The 19,293-nt window shown below is 42.5% G+C and carries 18 protein-coding genes; 7 read left to right on the plus strand and 11 right to left on the minus strand.

The window, feature by feature from the left end:
- Window positions 1–823 (minus strand): transposase (locus F6J99_RS24100; RefSeq protein ID WP_293116025.1); only part of this gene is annotated, 823 nt, incomplete at its 3' end.
- Between the two features lie 470 nt (window positions 824–1,293).
- On the opposite strand from F6J99_RS24100, the gene gatB reads away from it, so the two are divergent.
- Together gatB and argJ are read left to right on the plus strand one after the other, a co-directional pair.
- Window positions 1,294–2,781 (plus strand): Asp-tRNA(Asn)/Glu-tRNA(Gln) amidotransferase subunit GatB, encoded by a 1,488-nt coding sequence (gene gatB / locus F6J99_RS24105; protein WP_070394811.1) that lies wholly within the window; start codon window positions 1,294–1,296, stop codon window positions 2,779–2,781.
- A gap of 315 nt (window positions 2,782–3,096) precedes the next feature.
- Window positions 3,097–4,338, plus strand: coding sequence for a bifunctional ornithine acetyltransferase/N-acetylglutamate synthase (gene argJ, locus F6J99_RS24110; RefSeq protein ID WP_293116028.1), 1,242 nt, complete (start codon window positions 3,097–3,099; stop codon window positions 4,336–4,338).
- Window positions 4,339–4,572: 234 nt separating this feature from the next.
- On the opposite strand, the gene F6J99_RS24115 is transcribed toward argJ, so the two are convergent.
- The 5 genes from F6J99_RS24115 to F6J99_RS24135 form a co-directional block, all read right to left on the minus strand.
- Window positions 4,573–5,424 carry a DUF547 domain-containing protein gene (locus F6J99_RS24115; RefSeq protein WP_293116030.1) on the minus strand — a complete coding sequence of 284 codons (852 nt, stop codon included), beginning with the start codon at window positions 5,422–5,424 and terminating at the stop codon, window positions 4,573–4,575.
- 277 nt (window positions 5,425–5,701) lie between these two features.
- On the minus strand, window positions 5,702–7,273 hold the full coding sequence (locus tag F6J99_RS24120) for a glycosyl transferase family 2 (protein ID WP_293116032.1): 1,572 nt from the start codon (window positions 7,271–7,273) through the stop codon (window positions 5,702–5,704).
- Window positions 7,274–7,286: 13 nt separating this feature from the next.
- Window positions 7,287–8,051 (minus strand): glycosyltransferase family 2 protein, encoded by a 765-nt coding sequence (locus F6J99_RS24125; protein ID WP_293116034.1) that lies wholly within the window; start codon window positions 8,049–8,051, stop codon window positions 7,287–7,289.
- Window positions 8,052–8,236: 185 nt separating this feature from the next.
- On the minus strand, window positions 8,237–9,256 hold the full coding sequence (locus F6J99_RS24130; RefSeq protein ID WP_293116036.1) for a DUF3179 domain-containing protein: 1,020 nt from the start codon (window positions 9,254–9,256) through the stop codon (window positions 8,237–8,239).
- Between the two features lie 395 nt (window positions 9,257–9,651).
- A complete protein-coding gene (locus tag F6J99_RS24135; RefSeq protein ID WP_293116054.1) occupies window positions 9,652–9,846 on the minus strand; it encodes a hypothetical protein in 195 nt (64 codons plus the stop codon).
- A 293-nt stretch (window positions 9,847–10,139) separates the two neighbouring features.
- On the opposite strand from F6J99_RS24135, the gene F6J99_RS24140 reads away from it, so the two are divergent.
- From F6J99_RS24140 to F6J99_RS24155, 4 genes are all read left to right on the plus strand, one after another.
- On the plus strand, window positions 10,140–10,322 hold the full coding sequence (locus F6J99_RS24140) for a hypothetical protein (protein WP_293116038.1): 183 nt from the start codon (window positions 10,140–10,142) through the stop codon (window positions 10,320–10,322).
- A gap of 338 nt (window positions 10,323–10,660) precedes the next feature.
- Entirely contained in the window at window positions 10,661–11,677 is a 1,017-nt protein-coding gene (locus F6J99_RS24145) for a CBASS cGAMP-activated phospholipase (RefSeq protein ID WP_293116040.1), read from the plus strand.
- Between the two features lie 5 nt (window positions 11,678–11,682).
- Window positions 11,683–13,116 (plus strand): cyclic GMP-AMP synthase DncV-like nucleotidyltransferase, encoded by a 1,434-nt coding sequence (locus F6J99_RS24150; RefSeq protein ID WP_293116042.1) that lies wholly within the window; start codon window positions 11,683–11,685, stop codon window positions 13,114–13,116.
- 550 nt (window positions 13,117–13,666) lie between these two features.
- A complete protein-coding gene (locus tag F6J99_RS24155) occupies window positions 13,667–14,887 on the plus strand; it encodes an RNA-guided endonuclease TnpB family protein (protein ID WP_293116056.1) in 1,221 nt (406 codons plus the stop codon).
- A gap of 11 nt (window positions 14,888–14,898) precedes the next feature.
- On the opposite strand, the gene F6J99_RS24160 is transcribed toward F6J99_RS24155, so the two are convergent.
- Window positions 14,899–15,444, minus strand: a complete 546-nt coding sequence (locus F6J99_RS24160) for a hypothetical protein (RefSeq protein WP_293116044.1) — start codon at window positions 15,442–15,444, stop codon at window positions 14,899–14,901.
- Between the two features lie 244 nt (window positions 15,445–15,688).
- Between F6J99_RS24160 and F6J99_RS24165 the strand changes: the two genes are divergently transcribed.
- The gene (locus F6J99_RS24165) at window positions 15,689–15,853 is read left to right on the plus strand and encodes a hypothetical protein (RefSeq protein WP_293116046.1); all 165 of its coding nucleotides are present in this window, start codon (window positions 15,689–15,691) and stop codon (window positions 15,851–15,853) included.
- A gap of 340 nt (window positions 15,854–16,193) precedes the next feature.
- On the opposite strand, the gene F6J99_RS24170 is transcribed toward F6J99_RS24165, so the two are convergent.
- From F6J99_RS24170 to F6J99_RS24185, 4 genes are all read right to left on the minus strand, one after another.
- The gene (locus F6J99_RS24170) at window positions 16,194–16,391 is read right to left on the minus strand and encodes an alpha-hydroxy-acid oxidizing protein (RefSeq protein ID WP_293116048.1); all 198 of its coding nucleotides are present in this window, start codon (window positions 16,389–16,391) and stop codon (window positions 16,194–16,196) included.
- Between the two features lie 18 nt (window positions 16,392–16,409).
- Window positions 16,410–17,282 (minus strand): M48 family metallopeptidase, encoded by an 873-nt coding sequence (locus F6J99_RS24175; protein WP_293116050.1) that lies wholly within the window; start codon window positions 17,280–17,282, stop codon window positions 16,410–16,412.
- Between the two features lie 97 nt (window positions 17,283–17,379).
- Window positions 17,380–18,252 carry a transporter substrate-binding domain-containing protein gene (locus F6J99_RS24180; protein ID WP_070394804.1) on the minus strand — a complete coding sequence of 291 codons (873 nt, stop codon included), beginning with the start codon at window positions 18,250–18,252 and terminating at the stop codon, window positions 17,380–17,382.
- Between the two features lie 267 nt (window positions 18,253–18,519).
- Window positions 18,520–19,293 (minus strand): alpha-hydroxy acid oxidase (locus F6J99_RS24185; RefSeq protein WP_293116052.1); only part of this gene is annotated, 774 nt, incomplete at its 5' end.

Below are 19,293 nucleotides of genomic sequence, written 5' to 3' on the forward strand. Positions count from 1 at the left end.
ATCTCTTAATGGGGTGGGTTTTCACCACCATCCAACAGACAGTTAGAATTTTTGGGATTTTAACCCCGCGATTCCCTGAGTTATACCCCTCCTTTCTCAGGAGGCTCCTACTCAGAACAAGCCGCACTCTGCGATTGGATGAGCCTTTCTTTTTCCGGGAAACCCGGCGTTGATAAAACTTTAATCGCTTCTCCCCTTTTCTATAAAATCGGGGATTGGGTTCAGAATAGCCATTAGAGTCTGTATAGAACTCTTTGAGTCCTACATCCAGTCCTATCATCTCGCCAGTATGGGGTAGTTCCTCTTCCACGTTCACTGCAACACAAAATTGAACGTAGTACCCATCGGCTCGCTTGACTATCCGAACCCGGTTAATCTGCTTTTTGTCAAAGCGCCACAAGTCCCAGGTACCTTTTAGTTTGAGCTTTCCAATCCCTTTTTTATCCGTAAACGTTATCGATTTTTTGTCAGGGGATAGCTTCCATCCTGACTTTTTATACTCGACAGACCGAGTACGTTTCTGAAATTTAGGAAAACCCTTTTTACCTGGAACTTTTTTCTTACAGTTATCGTAGAATTTAACAATCGATGACCATGCCCTCTCAGACGCAGCCTGACGAGCAGTAGAGTTTAATTCATTAGCAAAAGGGAATTCTTTGGCCAGTATTTTGGAGTACCGGCTAAGGTCACTCTTCCCTGTCCCTTTATTGTCCAACCACAGACGGATGCAACTATTTCGGATAAACTTAACCGTCCGAATGGCTTCGTCTATAGCTGAATATTGGGATTCTTTGCCTTTGGCTTTGAACTCTAGAATAATCACCGAATATCGACCTCTTTTGCTCTATATTTAGACTAGCATATTTATATAAAAATTTTAAGTAAAAGTCGAGATTTTCTTCGCCAAAGGCGACGCTAAGCGAACAGGGCGACTAAAGTCGCTGCGAGTTTTCATCCCCGAGACGAAACCTGATTAATAGTGCAGCCTTACAACAAAACCTGTCACATGCAGATGGCCTACCTAGCAACTTGCTTTGGCTGCACTATTCTTGCGGTAACTTCTGACCCGGTCTAAAGACACGGGGCTTTCGACTATCGGGGATTTTTGTAAAAATCTCTAACAATTACCAATCATAAAAAACAAAAAGTTACATAAAAATTGTCAACTCAACTCCTTGGATTAATTGTAAGGAGTAACGCTGTAGCTAATGAGATAGTGTACATTATTGGGAAGACTGGACAAAAAATGCCCTAACTGCCATCAATAATCTTAACCCTTAATTATAACATCCAATGACTACTGCTGCACCAGCTAAAACTCAATACGAAGCAATCATTGGTTTAGAAACCCATTGTCAGCTTAGTACCGAAACCAAGATTTTTTCTAACTCTTCCACAAAATTTGGTGCTACCCCTAATACCAATATTGACCCAATTTGTATGGGGATGCCAGGAGTGTTACCGGTTCTGAATCAAAAGGTACTAGAGTATGCTGTCAAAGCGGGTTTAGCACTCAATTGCCAGATTGCCCCCTACAGCAAATTTGACCGGAAACAGTATTTTTATCCTGACCTACCCAAAAACTACCAGATTTCCCAATACGACTTGCCCATTGCTGAGCATGGCTCACTGGAAATTGAAGTGTCCGATGATGACGGTAATCCTATCCGTAAAACCATTGGCATCACTCGCCTACACATGGAGGAAGATGCCGGGAAACTGGTTCATGCTGGTAGTGACCGACTGGCTGGTTCTACCTACTCCCTAGTAGATTTCAACCGTGCTGGGGTACCTCTGATTGAAATAGTATCAGAGCCGGATCTGCGCTCTGGTCAAGAGGCAGCAGAATACGCTCAAGAGCTGCGTCGGATTGTACGCTACATCGGTGTCAGTGATGGCAACATGCAAGAAGGGTCCCTGCGTTGTGATGTCAATATATCTGTACGTCCTGTCGGTCAGAAGGAGTTTGGCACCAAAGTTGAAATCAAAAATATGAACTCCTTCAATGCTATCCAGAAGGCGATTGAGTACGAAATTGACCGGCAAATCGCAGCTGTGGAAGCTGGAAAATCGATTATTCAAGAAACTCGCCTTTGGGAAGAGGGTAGTCAACGCACCATTAGTATGCGGACTAAGGAAGGATCCAGCGATTACCGCTATTTTCCTGAACCTGACTTACCACCCATTGAAGTGTCAACGGAACAATTAGAGCAATGGCGCAGTCAGCTAGCGGAACTTCCTGCCCAGAAGCGGCATCGTTATGAAAGTGAACTGGGACTTTCTGCCTATGATGCCCGGGTGTTGACGGATGATCGTCAAGTGGCAGAGTATTTTGAAACAACTGTTGCTGCTAATGCTAATCCCAAACAAGCCGCAAACTGGGTAATGGGAGATATTGCTGCTTATCTTAAGACTGAGAAACTGGCTATTACAGAGATTGCTCTCAAACCCGAGACTCTGGCAGAACTGATCAACCTGATTGATAATGACACCATTAGTGGTAAGATTGCCAAGGAGATTTTGCCAGAATTACTCTCTAAAGGGGGTTCTGCTAGGGAACTAGTGGAACGTAAGGGTTTGATTAAGATCTCTGACCCAAATGAACTCTCAACCATTATTGATGAGGTACTGGCCGCCAATCCTAAGGAACTCGAACAGTATCGCAATGGTAAGACCAAGCTGCAAGGTTTCTTTGTGGGACAGGTGATGAAAAAAACTAGCGGACGAGCTGATCCTAAGCTGACTAACCAAATTTTGGGCAAGAAGCTCAAGGGTGATTGAGGCAACGGGCTTGCCAGGTGTTGCTGATCACTAAATCACTAATTACCAACCACAAATAACAAATAACAAAGAAAAGGAGAGTCACTGTCGTGACCCTCCCGATCATCAGGGTGCATCTACATATCAAAATATACACTATTTTGTATGAGGGGTGTAACCCCTTTTTTTATTTTTTTGTAAAGTTTTGAGGTTTTATAGCAATTCTGGAAATTACGACTACACATCAAGCTACAGATCAATACGCTTGGTGCGTAAGTCCAGAAGAGTTGATATAATCCCGGATCGGGCATGAATTATGGTTTAAATGGAGGAATCATGTCGGACTGGCAAGAGATTAGTGGTGGGATAACAGCTCCCAGGGGCTATCAGGCAGCAGGGATTACCGCAGGTTTAAAACCGTCGGGTCAGCCAGACTTAGCGTTGATATTATCAGAGGTGGATGCGATCGCAGCTGGGGTGTTCACCACCAGTCATGTCCGGGCTGCTTGTGTAGATTATTGCCGTCAATGCTTACAATCTAAAGCTAGTGCTCGTGCTATTTTGTGTAATGCTGGACAAGCCAATGCAGCAACGGGTGAGCAGGGTTGGCAAGATGCTCTAGCTAGTGCTAAAGCTTTGGGTGAAGCACTCAATGTTTCCCCTAATTCGATTTTGTTGGCATCGACAGGGGTGATTGGTCAACGCATCAAGATGGATGCTCTATTGTCAGGCATTCCCCAATTGGTCGCACAAGCATCGGAAACTGGTTCCGATGCAGCAGCTGAAGCGATTATTACCACGGATTTAGTCACTAAATCCATTGCTATGGAAACCATGATTGATGACCGTCCGGTCAGGATGGGTGGTATTGCTAAGGGCTCTGGTATGATTCATCCCAACATGGCGACTATGCTAGCATTTGTAACCTGTGATGCTGCAGTTTCTACTTCCCTGTGGCAACAGATGTTACAGCGGGCAGCGGATAAAAGTTTTAATCAAATTACCGTAGATGGGGATACCAGCACCAATGACACTCTAATTGCCTTGGCTAATGGTCAGTCCCGAACATCAGCGATTACAGAAATCGGACCAGCAGCTGTGAAGTTGGAGGGGATGCTCACAGCAGTATGTCAGCATTTGGCAAAAGCGATCGCACGGGATGGAGAAGGGGCAACCTGTTTGATTGAAGTCCAAGTCACTGGCGCACCGGATGATAAAGGCGCTCGTCAAATTGCTAAGACCATTGTTGGGTCATCCTTGGTCAAGTCTGCCATCTTTGGACGAGACCCAAACTGGGGCAGAATTGCCGGAGCCGCTGGCCGTGCAGGAGTACCGTTTGAGCAAGAAAACCTGCGGATTCAGTTAGGGGATGTCTTGCTGATGGAAAATGGTCAACCCTTAGGGTTTGACCGTCAACAGGCTAGTGATTATCTTAAGCAGGCTGCTGCTGGTGCTTATCTTAAAGAAGATACAGTTTTAATTCAGGTTAATGTGGGCAATGGTCATGGTGTTGGTCAGGCTTGGGGTTGTGATTTGAGTTATGACTATGTCCGGATTAATGCCGAATATACCACTTGATTAGCTTTGTCGCCAAAGATGTCTTAAACAATCAATAATAAACCATAACAAATCACTAATGATTAATTAATCAAGCTAGTTATGGTTAATTGGTTATGGTTACAGTTTTTTTTATGACTATGAGGTACACAGGATTTTTTCCATATTCCCTGTTCCCTGTTCCCTGTTCGCTGTTCCCTGTTCCCTAAAACCAAAGAATCCATACCTCACCCAATTAAAAACTGCTGTAATTAGTTATTGTTTATTCAAAGACCAATCATAGTTCAGATATTTTATCTTGTAATTCCCCTGTTCAAGATACTCCTGATCCTCTGGACTAAGGTAGTCACTGATAAAGTTTAACACTGCTCTTTGATTGGCGTTACCAGTAAATTTGTCATCGATACCATAGGTTTTTTTCCAATCTTCCCCAAACCACTTAAAGATGGAAGAAAGATATACGGTACGTTTTTGACGATCAATACGAAACCCATGGGGACTAACTAAAAATTTCTGTGTCTGGTCATCCAGTTGCTGATCGAGTTTTTCCCCAGTAAAAGGTTCGTTTCTTAAGGGAGGACAACTGATAGCGGCGCAAACTAAAGCCATATGAATTCGGGGCTCGTTGAATTGCGTTCGCAGTGTCTTGTGTTCGATATTATCTAAGGTTTTAGATTCTCCAGCGATGTTGAATTCGCGTCCTTTCCAGACTCCTTTAATGTCCCGAATACTCTTTTTGAGCGGGTTTTGATCAATAATTGATTCTAGAGTAAAGGAGTTGTAAGCATTTATCAAGAAAGCCATCTTTTCTGCTTCATTCCAAGACTCATAGGTGCTAGGATCAACAGCACCTAAGGACGCATTAAACGTCTCCAGTTGCTCTGGATTTTTATGCAATTCTTGGTAATTAACTAGCGCTTTATTGTTGACATGGGTTTTTAGCAGAGTAGCATAGTCGTCATAATTCAATAGAGTCGTGTCAGTGCCTCTATTTACTTGTACTTGAGACTCTTTTGCTGGTGCTTGATTTATTGGTATGGAAAGTGTACAACTTGTCAGAATAATCAGGGTTGGAAGTAGGGTTAGTAATCTCTTGGATGTATTCATAGTAGTTCAGATGATTTAGCCGATAAGATGCTTGACCTGTAAGCATATGCGCTACGCGCACGCTGCGCGAACAGCCCTCAGCCCTCAGCCCTCAGCCCTCAGCCCTCAGCCCTCAGCCCTCAGCTAATGTAACAGAGATTAAACCAATGCTTACCTGTTTTATTCAAAAGATGTAACTCAGATTAAAGCAATGCTTACCTGTTTTATTCAAAAGCTGATAGCTGATAGCTGATAGCTGATAGCTTACCTTGACCTAGGCAATTTTGATTAAAGCTAATCAATCTGAGTTTTGGTTGAGAGCAACATTAGGATTGTGGTAATGGGTCCAAAACCAACCCAAAACAAACGGTAACCATAACCACCATCGCTCCTGAGGAGTTAGATACCAGCTGTAGTTACCTAAAGCCATGCGATGCTGAAGTACAAAGTAAACAAAAGTAGAGATACTGACTAAACGTACTCCCAGATTTCTAGAAGGAACAGCAAAAGGAATTATCCAAGTGAAGTACCAAGCATGGATAATTGGAGATAGGATTAGCAGGCAAAAAAAGTACCATTCTGTGAATTGTTGGAAATTGCGCGATCGCAAAATTAGCCAACTTACCGTTAAGCCTAGGGGAAAAGCATAAATCCAATTAACCCAGCGAGAGGGTTCCCAATATTCGCTAACAATATAAGGAATCAATTCTGCACTGCGACCATGGGATACAAACACTGATCCAGTAGGAATCAAAGGACATTCTCCACTAGAGCAAAATTGGAGAGCAGTGATGCCAAAAGGTAAGAAACCGCACAATAGCACTACTATTGCTAGTTTTACCCCTACTTTTCGGAAAGCTTGCCAGGTCAGAAACCCTAAAATTGGCAAAGACATCCACTTCACTGCCATACTAATTCCTACCAGCAAAGCCGACGCAATCCAGTGCCACCAGGTCAGGGAGTGATCCGATGAAGACATCAAGGGGTTAGTAAATGGGGAGTCTTCTGCTACTGTCCCACTGTCCAACGTTTCCTCTATTTCTGTTATTTTTGTCCGCCTTAAACTTTCTGTTTTTTGGTCAAAGACTAACCAAGCTGCAACTAGGGGTAAAATAAACCAACTGTCGTAATGAGCACCACCAGCAAAGGAGTAAATTATCAAAGGATTCCAGGCATAGAAGATTGCCTGTTGATAACCAAATCGACGACTGAGTAACCAACAGATTAATAAGTCAGCTAAGATAAATGCAATTTTGAACAACCAAACCTTAAGGTCAATCAGCGCTAAGAGCCGGAAACCCAATTGGGCTACTGGTGGATAGATAGCAGAAACAGTAGGATGATTGATTAGTGACCACCATTCGGTATGGTAGGGAATCAGTTCAGCAGCATTAGGTGGCAAATGGTATGGACTAAACCCTAAGGTTTGAATATACCCTTCCCATAGATAGCGCCATACATCATCTCCAGGATACATTGGTAGCAGCAGCAGCCTGCTTAGGATAGTAGTACTCCAAAAATTTAGTCCTGAGTGCTGAGTTTTGAGTTTTCGGAAGTACTTGATACTAAGAGATTTGGTAAATCCTTTGTAGACCTGTTGCCAAAGTCTTGTCTTGATACTGTTGTTGTTAATTCTGTTGTTAATTCTTTTTGCTTGTTGGGAAATCCCAAGTTTCCTGTTGCCAACTTCCGCAGGATATCTAGTATAGACGCTTAATCCCCAAGACAACAGAAAACCTAAGCTAATCACACTGATACCTAACCAAAATCGAGGCACAGCTCCCACCTCTCGGAAATCCCCATGAGGCACAATCAAGATACAACCTAACAACAGGAGTAGAGAACTAAGCCATATATATAGCGTTTTCATTTGAGATGTGAAACTAGGATTGATGGAAATTCCCTATTCCCTCTTCAACACTTTTACCGATTGTTCCATCTGCCTGGGTAAGCTTAAGGCGACGTAGATATAGACGACCTAAAGTCATTAGAATTATTGTTCCTGCTTGGACACTACCAGAAAGGGTACCAGATATTTTCGAGCGTCCCCCTTGTCGGCGACGGTAACCAACAGGAATTTCACAGACTCGCAAACCACATTCGATCCCACGGGCTTGCATTTCTACTGTCCAACCAAACCCTCTATCTTGCATTTGGATTTCATCCAAAGCTGAACGGCGAATTAGGCGCAATGGTCCTAAATCCTGATACGAGTGTCCCCAACCCCAACCGATCAGGAAGGTAGCCAGCCAGTTGCCAAAATTTTGCACTGGGGTCATCGCCTGGCGTCCATCTACTGTGGCACGGCGGTTACCTAAAATTAGGTCATACTTATGCTTAGCAGCTAGAAACTGGGGTAAATAACTTAAGTCATCACTGCCATCGCCATCACAGAATAAAATCCAAGTAATATCTCGGTCTAGTTGCTGCAATCCCCGCCAACAGGCTCGACCATAACCAGGAATAGGCTCACAGATTACCTCTGCACCGGCTTCTTTTGCTTTAATAATACTGTTGTCAGTGCTGCCATTATCGACTACTCGAATATTCTTCAAATTATAGGATTGAAGAGACTTAATCACCCCAGTGATCGTGGTTTCTTCATTGAGAACAGGGATAATTACTAAGATATTGTGGTTATTAGTCATGGTTATAGCGGTTTTTAATTGGGTGAGCTACAAATCTTTGGGTTTTAGGGAGTAGGGAGTAGGGAGTAGGGAGTAGGGAACAGGGAACAGGGAAAAAATAATGTTTACCTAATGAGGATATAAACCGCTATATTAGTCATGAGTTATTGCAGTTTTAAATTGGGGTAATTCTCTGGTCTATAACGTTATTTGCCAAAGTAAGCTGGATACACAAAGGCAAAAGCTGTAGAACTGGGGATGGGAGTGCCATCAAATTCTTCTACTAATACAGTTTGAAGTTGGCTATCCCAACGTCCTCTAATTGGACGACCATTGAATTCTACAACTTTTTCGCCCACTTTTTTTAATTGATCATGGACAAATTGATAGCTAGCCCCAGAAAATTGGTTTTTAGGAGTTTGTTGATCCGCTTCCCACACATAGCTAACAATAGCTTTGGGATGGAGGGTAAGTCGTTGTTGATTCTTGACTGGGAAAATAATTCGCTTATCGGTATAGTAACTACCATAGGGATAGCTGAAGTAAGCCCGGTTATGACCTGTGTCAGTGGATAGAATTTTACTGTTGGGATACTTGCTTAACCAAGCGCCAAGAGTAGTTTTGATAGCGGGAATTGTTTTAAGATTACGATTGACTTTAGCACCAATAATACCCATCCCCCAAGGTTGAGAGTAAAGGGTATCATCGGCACGGTCATACATCACTAGGCAACTTTGATAAAGTTTGCCTGTAACACCGTAGGTTGTATTGCTGCGATTAAAAGCAACTATGGTATCACAAAGGGGACAATAGGATACACTAACATTCACTCCACCTACTGTATCATTGACCAATTCATGCCAGTTCATGACCCCAAAAGGATAGGCTTTGGCTTCTCCATTAATTACCACACCAATCACAGTTTCTGTTTTAGAAAATGGTGTGGTTTGAGCGGTATCAAACTTAGGATTATCGATACTAGGAATACCGTCTTTTGGGGGACCACCATTGAGGAGTTCCGTTAAATTAATGCGAGTGAATTTGGCTGGATTAAGGTTTTGTTTTTGGAGGTCAGTGATTTCTTGGTCTTGGTTGTGGAGATAGGCAGTGAGATGGAAGTAACGGAGTTTGAAATTATCCCAGCTACCAGCTTGTACGACTAGTGCCATCAAACACAGCCCGACTAAGGAAGTAGTGCTGAGGGCTATTTTAAGTAATTTATTCATAATCCTCTTTCCCTGCCTAGATGTCACTGCAAACCTAATGAGTGCGAGCCTGTGGGTGGTGCGTTACGGGACGGGCTGTCCCAGGCGCTCAGAGGCTGAAAATCAGAGGCTTTCCGTGGGTGGTGCGTTACGGGACAGGCTGTCCCAGGCGCTCAGTTAAAATCAGAGGCTTTCCGTCCCTAACGCACCCTACGCACCTGGCACCCTACGCAACTGCCCAACCCCAGAATCAGGGGCTGTGGCTGGAATCCCTAACCTTAGGGTGAGGGGATAACATGAAACCAAGGTGAGTGATATCTGAGAATTGGATTAAGGATTGATAACTCGACCATTTTCAAATCGATCATGAAATCCAATGCTGATTAAAGTCCCAAACCGCTACATGACATTTACCCTTACGATTCTTCATCGATCCGATTATTACCAACATCGAAAATAATTATAAATTCCGCATCCGGCATCAATCGTTTCAGAGCCCATAAATGTCCCTCCGCATCGGATCGATTGCGAAAGCGAGCAACAACAACTCGTTGCATTCTTGGTAACAGCCGAATGACCACCCACGGATGAAGGCGTTCAGAATAGGTCATCATTAAAGTATCTCCTTGTTATAGGGGAGCCAGAGCTAGCCCGTAGAGATTGGACTGTTCCCGGGCTAGCTCTTGACTCTGGGCGTCTCAGCGCCCACTGTTATACTATAGCACAAAAATTTCTAAATTATAGCATATTTTTAAAATTTTGTAACAAATGCTCGGGAGTCGGGAGCAGGGACTTTTGAGCAGATAAAAGAAATATGTCCGAAGCTTTGCTTAGACTGCTATAACAGCAGTTAGTTTTATGAGTTTCCTATTCAATTTGTCCTGCGCGAATTGAGCATATAGCGATGCTACTAGGATGCCACCGCACCACAGTATCACCGTGGTTTAGTCTATATCGTCGGGGTGAAATTGAAGGGTTATTAGAGCATAACAAAAAGTCAGGCATACCAAGAAAGATTCCGCTGGACGTAGAGGAAAAATTACGAGTTAAATTACAACAACCGGAAGGATTTAGTAGTTATGGGTAAGTGCAACTTTGGTTAAAGGGATTGTGTGGCATGGATATACCTTATGCCACAGTATATAAATATGTGCGCACTCGTCTGAAAACTAAGTTAAAGAAGTTAGATTAAATTTGTTATAGTCAGTCACATAGTCACTATACCAGAGCCAACTTAACTTATAATTTACTAACTTTTAGTTTGATAAATATGAGTATATTGTTAATTAAGTGTCTTATCCAAAAAATAATTGATCAAAGCTCTAAAAAATGCTATAATAATTATTATATCTTTAGGGATAAATTTAAGTAAGTCTTATTTTTTTTATTTTTTATAAAACATACTAAATTAATTTTTAAAAAATCATGGTTTATGATAGTTCAGATGCTGAATGTTTGAATTCGCCTAATAAACGTAGAATTTTATCAATTGATGGAGGGGGTATCCTGGGTACCTTTCCAGCGGCATTCCTTGCTAGTCTTGAAAATCAATTAGATCAGCCAATAGGAGATTACTTTGACCTGATCAGCGGCACTTCTACTGGAGGCATCATCGCTCTTGGTTTGGGTATGGGGTTGAGTGCAACCGACATACTGCGAATGTATAAGGAAGATGGTCCGAATATTTTTGGTCAAAGCGGTAATTGGTTTCAGAACTGTTTGGCAAATAAAGCTAGATTTTTACGTTGGTTTTATAGGCCAAAATATAGCTCTAAAAAATTAGATTATACTCTCGATAGACTTTTTGGCAATAAGAAATTAGGGGACGCAAAGCATCGGCTTGTTATTCCTGCCTGGAATCCAGTTTCTCAATCCGTTTACATTTTTAAAACACCACACCACTCACGCTTTAGGACTGATTATAAGTCTCCAATTATTGATGTAGCGCTTGCTACCTCTGCTGCGCCTACCTACTTTCAGCAACACATGACAGAGGAAAGCGTAGGACTTATCGATGGTGGTATTTGGGCTAATAATCCAATTGCAGTAGCCGTAACTGAGGCAATTGGAATTTTGAAGTGGCCTGCCGATCAAATTTACGTCTTGAGCCTTGGATGTTTGGACGAAGCCTATACCTTGCCGAAAGCGGCAGGACTAGGTTTAATGGCAACTAAGTTGGTCTCACTATTCATGAATGGTCAATCACATGGAGCAATGGGAATAGCTAAGCTGCTCACCGGAGATGAACATGAGCGAAAGGCTATTTTTAGAGTTAATCATAGGGTTTCTGCCGGTATATACCCCATGGATGGTGTTTCTCAGATAGAAAACCTAGAGGGGCTCGGTTTTTCTTATGCGCGGGAACGATTTCCTAGTCTGAGATCCGTGTTTTTTGAATTTACTGCGGAACCATTTGAACCTATCTATAAAATTACCGAATAAATGTTATGAAGTTAGTAGAGCATTTTGAGACATTTATAAAAAATATTGTCAACCTGAATCAAACCCGTATAGACAGGCTAGAAGGACATGTTAAAGCCATTCAGGATTTTCTTAAAAATAGTGACTATCGTGCCAATATTGTAAGGTTCTCGCCACAAGGTTCATGGGCACACAAAACGATTATTAAGCCTTGCTCTAGCAAGGAGTTTGACGCTGACATCGTTATGTTCGTTGATCGATTAGAAGGATGGTCATCCAAGGACTACGTGAATAACCTGTATTACAAATTCAGTAATTCAGATAGATATAAAGAGAAAGTTTCACGCGGGACTCGATGTGTCGCATTAGACTATGCCGGTGATTTTCACCTGGATATTGTGCCGTGTGTTCTTAATGGTTACTATGCCATGACCTTTAATGTCTGTAATCGAAAAAACAATGCTTTTGAACCAACGGCTCCGGAAGCATATTCCGATTGGCTTTCAGAGCGGAATACATGGACCGGAAACAATATGCTTCGATATTCTATTCGACTACTGAAGTATCTCAGAGATATAAAGACTACTTTTTCAGTTAAGTCCATTCTTCTGACGACTCTTGTAGGAAATTGTGTTAAGGCTTCGGATCAGAGCTGCCAAAAGCAAATTTTTTCTGATCTTCCGACTTCCCTGAAGACATTAACTGGGCGGCTAGATGACTACCTTCAGGCTAATCCAAGTATGCCTGTTGTAAGGAATCCTGTATTAGCTACGGAAACCTTCAATCGTCATTGGAATCAAGAGAAATACGAAAATTTCAGGGAGTGTATTTCTCGTTATCGCAACTGGATTGATGACGCCTACGACGAGAAAAATAGAAATGAGAGTATCCGAAAGTGGAGAAGAGTATTTGGTGATGAATTTGCTAAGATTGAAGTAGATGATGTTGCTTCTTTTTCAGAATCTAGTTCACTTGTCATAAGTAAAGGATATAGGGATATCGTCACTGCAGCTTTAGCTAAAGGAGCTAGTTTCTTAGAGAGCTTTATATCACCGAAGTTACCGCATGTGGAAAAACTTCCTTGGCAAATTAAAGACCGTCTTTCTGTGATTGTTTCTGCAACCGAATGCTTGGAGAAGTCCATTAACCAAAAGGTTGGCAGTCTTAGTTCTGGAGAAGCTACTCAAAAGAATCGATGGATTCGCTTTGAAGCAAGAAATGCTAAAGGCATTTTGTATGGCTCTGTGCATTTTGATGTAAAGTGGCAGGTTCTAAACACCGACAGGGAAGCAGCACAGGCCAACCAACTGCGGGGTGGTTTTGAAAAATCTAGTGAGCCTGGTGTGCGTTGGGAGTCTACAAGTTATCGTGGAGCCCACTGGGTTGAGGCTTTTGTCATATCAAGGCGAGATAGTACATGTTGGGGTAGGAGTGGTAGGTTCTTTGTTGTTGTTCAATAGGACTATACTCTGCCGCAGCATAATAAGGAAATGCTGCTGTCGGATAGACATCGCAAGATCTGCTGAAATACTTCTTCAGCTTTTTCCTCAACATTAGTCTCTGAGGAGCTTCCAGAGCAGTTACAGAAATTTTTACCGACGTAAGAAGAACTACAGCAGGCATTGAATATAGCAATTATCATAGCTATGAGGTACACAATTTATGGATTTTAGGGAACAGCGGATCTGGAAATAGGGAATAGGGAATAGCGATGCGCTGCATCAAGAGGTGCGACCCGTGGCGAATTTAATTCTTAATGGGTCAAGCGCACCTCCGCTGTTATAGTAAACTCTTGCCTTTTGCCTTTTGCCTTTTGCCTTTTGCCTTTTGCCTTTTGCCTTTTGCCCTTGCGCGTAGCGCTATAATTGATACACTTTAACGATTAGGGGAGTTTGAGGGGCGAAATTCCCCACCTTATTACAAGGTGGGGATGGATAGCCTCTCAAGACCTTAACGACTTATCGTAAAATAGATATAATGATATGAGGTCGAGAATTGATGACAGACGTAGTGAGACACCAAGCCGTTAAAGTCAGAATATATCCCACCCAGGAACAAGTCCAGATACTTGCTCAGCATTTTGGCTGTGCTCGTTGGTGGTGGAACTATGCCCTAAATCAGTGCATAGAGACTTACAAAGAAACTGGTAAGGGTTTGTCTCGGTCTGCGCTCAATTCTATGCTGCCCAAACTCAAAAAAGACGAAAAAACTGTTTGGCTAAAAGACTGTTATTCTCAGATATTGCAATCTGTAAGCCTTAATCTCAGTCGTGGGTACCAGAACTTTTTTGAGGGTAGAGCCAAGTATCCTAGATTCAAATCATTTCATCATCGTCAGTCAATCCAGTATCCACAGTATGTGAAGCAAATTGGTGATTGCTTAAATTTTCCAGGAAAACTTGGAACTGTCAAAACAAAGATTCACCGGCCACTGGACGGAACAATAAAGACTGTTACAGTCAGTAAGACTCCGTCTGGGAAATATTACGCTTCTGTGCTAATGGAGTACGAATCTGACAATGCACAACCTTCTACAGATGGGAACGTCATTGGGATTGATTTAGGTATCAAGAATTTTGCGATCACCTACGATGGAGAAAAAACCTCTAAATTTAGCAATCCCAAGCACCTAGCTAAGTACGAAAAGAAGCTAGCTAAGAAGCAACGTATTGCTGCTCAAAAAGAGAAGGGCAGTAATAGGCGCAAAAAAGCCAGAAAGATTGTGGCTAAGGTATACGAACAGATTGGAAATGTCCGCCAAGACTACCTGCATAAGCTATCTAGAAAGATAGTTGACAGCAATCAAGTAATAGTAGTCGAGAACCTAAATGTCAAGGGCATGGTTCGTAACCATAAATTAGCTAAAGCAATTTCTGATCTAGGCTGGGGAACTTTTGTAAACTTCCTTTCTTATAAATGCGAAAGAGAAGGGAAAGTTTTAGTGGAAATAAACCGGTGGTTCCCCAGCTCCAAAACCTGCTCTAATTGTCATTACCGTATCAAAGAGTTGCCGCTAGACGTAAGGACTTGGGTTTGTCCAAGTTGTGGAACTCACCATGACAGAGATGGTAATGCAGCTAAGAATATTAGAGCGGAAGGGATCAGAATGCTATCCTCCTCTGGGACCGGGGAGGTCAACGCCAGTGGAGAAGAAGTAAGACCAAAACGCGGACGTCCGTCCAAATTGAGGCATTCTTCCGTGAAGCTGGAAGCCCCGACCTCAACGAATTAGGTCGGGGTAGTTCACTTAACTAAAATGCTACCTTCTCTTACCAATTCGCTAACTTTACCTGGCATTCTGCAACGAAGATAGCGTGGTTGTACCCCGATAGAGCATGAGGTTTCAAAGTCCTCACTTTTGTTTATCCAGCCGCCAACGCATTTCTTTAAGGCAAAAGTATTGGTCCAACATAATCGAGCAGACCATCTAGCAGTGATTGGTACACTTCCATTACTAATCGAACCTCTGCTCAGAGAAGAGACTTTGATGTTATTAACCCACTTCTCTTTTGACTCAACATTGAAACTAGGATTAGCAGATATGAAATTATCAAGCTCTTGTCCCAGAGTGCCTCTTTCCGGAAGGCGTACAGAAAATATTCCATCCTCAAAGTTTGCACTACGTCCAGAGGCAATCAAAACATCATTGCTTGCTCCTATCCCTTCACTGGTTGACTGACTAGGAGATGTATAGGCAAAGGTTTCCAGTGGTTTGGGAATATCTACTACGGCTAAAGTGGTGATAATGGATGCTAAACCAAGGGTGCTTAATAAGTTCGGTAGTTTCATTAATTTTTCGGTCTTTTTAGGATTTTATTGGTTTGGTAATAGCACCCTATTTATTCTGATCAAAAATTGATATTGCTCTGGATTTATAGCGATGCAGCGCGGTCTTGGGGGTTCCCCCGGAGACGAAACCTGATTACGTTGAGCCTTTATGGTTGGTAGGCTATGCAGATGCATGATTAAAACTTATTGATTAGCGTGATTTGCGCGGTCTTGGGGAGCCAGTGCGGTCTTGGGGGTTCCCCCCATGAGCAACTGGCGTGGTTTCCCCCACTCGCTATTGCATCAAGACAAGGCTCAACTGTCTTACGGTAACTATCGCCTTTGGCGACGCTTGGCCGTAGGCCACGCCAAAGGCGAACGCGAACAAACCATGAGCGACTGCATCAAGAAGCGTTTATCCTCGCTATGAGGTACGCTTTTCAACCTCAAAGTCCCCCTTGAGAAGGGGGATTTAGGGGGATCCATTTGTACCTCATGGCATAGATAATTGCTAGATTTCAGTTTCCAATAGATAAATCGATTAATATCAAACCTTATATAACTCTTAGCATCACCCTGATAAGTGGCGGTAATTTAGTGAGATAGTATCAAAATATTACCAATAAATAGTAATTTATATAGTGATTTTTCTAATCAAAGATAGCATACCTATTATTTCTATAATGTCAGCCAAGTCATTGATATTACTAAGCCAAATGTATTATTAGTGATTAATTAGTTGGTGACTAGTTATTGGTTAATTACTCTGGTCAATCTTTAATTGTCACCAAACTAAGGTCAATATCCTTTACCCTAGTACAGCCACTCAACGCCATCGCTATATCCAATTCATTTCGTAACAATTGCAAGACATGGCGTACTCCCGCAACTCCTGCTACAGCTAATCCCCATAACACCGGACGACCTACCAACACCGCTGATGCTCCCAAGGCTAGGGCTTTGAGCACATCAGCCAGTCAGTATAACTAGCTCACGTACTCGATTAGTAGAGATTCGATTTTGCGTTTGTAGATAGCACTGTCTAAGCCATCACCATCATTGGGATTCCAACCTTTTTTGTTGATTATTTCGTTGAGAGTATCAAGGCGTTTTTCTGGTTCTGGGTGGGTTCTTAGCATTGCCGGTGTATTGCCTTTGGTTAATTTTTGGAGAAATCCAGTCATGCCTGAGGGAGCGTAGCCAGCACGGTGCAAAATTTCTATTCCCTTGCGGTCTGCTTCATATTCCTGCTGACGTCCTCGGGGAAGAGAGAAGGCGATATCCTTAAGAAGATTTATAATTGTTTCGTACTCGACTTCACTATTTACCTCAAGGTTCCTGTCTTTGATAATCTGGCGCAGCTTCTCGATATTGTGTTTGCTAGTAACGTGAGCAATTTCGTGAGCTATCACCGCAGCTAACTCAGCTTCATTTTCTACCCCTTTCAGCAAGCCAGTATGAACATAAACAAAGCCACCCACCGAGGCAAAGGCATTTATAGTGTTGTCCTTGACTACTTGAAAGGTATAGGAAAAATTAGGGCGATCGCTATAGGGGATTAATCTCTGACCAATGTCTTGGACGTATTCAGTGATTTTGCGTCCGCTGTAAATCTCCAGCTCTTGAGCAACTTCTTGTTGATTCAAACACTTACCCAGCTCTAATTCTTGTTGATCAGACATGGTGATTAACTGAATTATCTTAATTCCTGGATCACCATCCAACAACCCACATAAATCAAATGCTGATGAAGTATTGGCTAACCCTACCCCTAGAGCGAGTCCCACAACTAGCAGAATCAGCAGGTAAAACCATCGACGAGGGGAAGCACGCTTAATCCAAAAGAATGGGTTTAACATAGTCGTCTATTTGAATAATCAAAAATAGGCTTGTAAGTATTCATTATTAAGCTTTCAGCAGTCAGCTTTCAGCAGTCAGCTTTCAGCAGTCAGCGATTTAGTTAGCACATTTATCATAAGCAGCTTGTCGTATACCTTGGTAATAAATAGATTCAACACCCAAGGAATTTTCCAAAATTATCTCCCACCTTAAGTTAGTAATAAATTTATCAATTATTGTCTTCCATTCTATATCCTGAACTGGTAAAATTATTCCGTAAAAATCACAACTTAACGGTCGGTCAGGAATTAAGGTAAAATCCTGGAATGTCAGCCCTTGTCTTAAGGCTTCTGCCATTAAAAGCATGCCATCACTGGCAAAAGCATCAATATCCTGTTCGACAACATCTTTCAGAGCCAATTCTCGACCGTTAGAGCTTCTGTAACGAGTGTCTACTATGTCAGCTAATGGGTAGGTACTGGAGATTAAGGGATGTGTATTTGAACCAGGAAGGACACCAATTTTTTTACCAGCTAGGGAAGTTTCAGGATTGAATATACCCTTCATTTCGGGTCTGATTAGAAAATGTGTCCCGGAAAAATAAAAAGCAGTGGAGTAAGTAACTCCTGATAGTGGTGGAGCAGTTTTGATCGTATTGGGACCACAATCTAGATGTACCTTGCCATTGGCTACCATCCGATAACGATTGTTAGGGGAGTCTTCGTCTAGAACAGATGGAATTGGTTCTAACCGAACAGGTCTCTTGAGTACTTCACCGAGATGGTTGGCTAGAACATACATTTTAGTCACGCAGTAGCCTTGCAATTGGTCTTGCTCTAGAAAACCAAAGGGAGCGGCATCTTCTCTAATTCCTACTTTTAAAACACCAGTGCGCTTAATTTCAGACAAGACTGTTTCAGCTAAACTGGCTGAGGTAAACGTTAAGGATAAGATAATACTAAGGGTGATAGTGGCTAGTTTATTACTCATTTCTGGGATTTCAGACTAATAATTACTTACTGATATCACTTTCCAATAGATAAATCGCTCAAAGCTTATCTAACCCTGACCCTAACCCTGATAAGTGCCAGGAATTTAGGGGAATAGTATCAAAATCTTACCAATAACTAATAACTTTTGTCATAAAAATTAACATATGCAGTCTGGCTATAACTTCAGCCAATTCATTGATATTGCTAAGCTATTTGGCTTAGTTTTTAGGTATTACAAGCTAGTATTAATTTATTGATTATATTGTCAATCTTTAATTTTAACCAAACTACGGTCAATATCCTTGACCTTAGTACAGCCACTTAAGGCCATGGCTATATCCAATTCATCCCGTAACAATTGCAAGACATGGCGTACTCCCGCAACTCCTGCTACAGCTAATCCCCATAACACCGGACGACCTACTAACACCGCTGATGCACCCAAGGCTAGGGCTTTGAGCACATCAGTACCTCGACGGATACCCCCATCGATTAATACCGGTAGTTGATTTCCCACGGCTGCGACCACTTCGGGTAAGGCATCGATGGATGCGATCGCACTATCCAATTGCCGACCCCCATGATTCGATACAATGATTCCTTTTGCTCCATGGTCCAATGCCTTGAGAGCATCATCTCCTCGCAAAATGCCTTTGACTAACACCGGTAGAGTAGTGATCGATTGTAACCATTCCAGATCCTGCCAGGTCAGTGCTGGGTCAATTTGCTGGGCAAAATAGCTCAATAAACCCGATTCTCCGGCGGTTTTGGGAATTTCCAGACCAGTCATAGTTGCTAAATTAGCCAGTTCCATCCCTACCGGTAGAGTAAATTGATTGCGTCGATCCCTTTCCCGACACCCCAACACTGGTGCATCTACAGTCAGACAAAGGGCACTAAAACCAGCTGCCTCCGCCCGTTCCACCAGTCTACGGGTGAGAGTGCGATCGCGATGGACATACAGCTGAAACCATGAGGGATTTTGGATATGGGATGTTGCCTCCTGCTTTTGTTGGCTCTGTTTCCCGGCAAGGGCTAC

This window comes from Moorena sp. SIO4G3, from assembly GCF_010692305.1.
Classification (GTDB): Bacteria; Cyanobacteriota; Cyanobacteriia; order Cyanobacteriales; family Coleofasciculaceae; genus Moorena; species Moorena producens_A.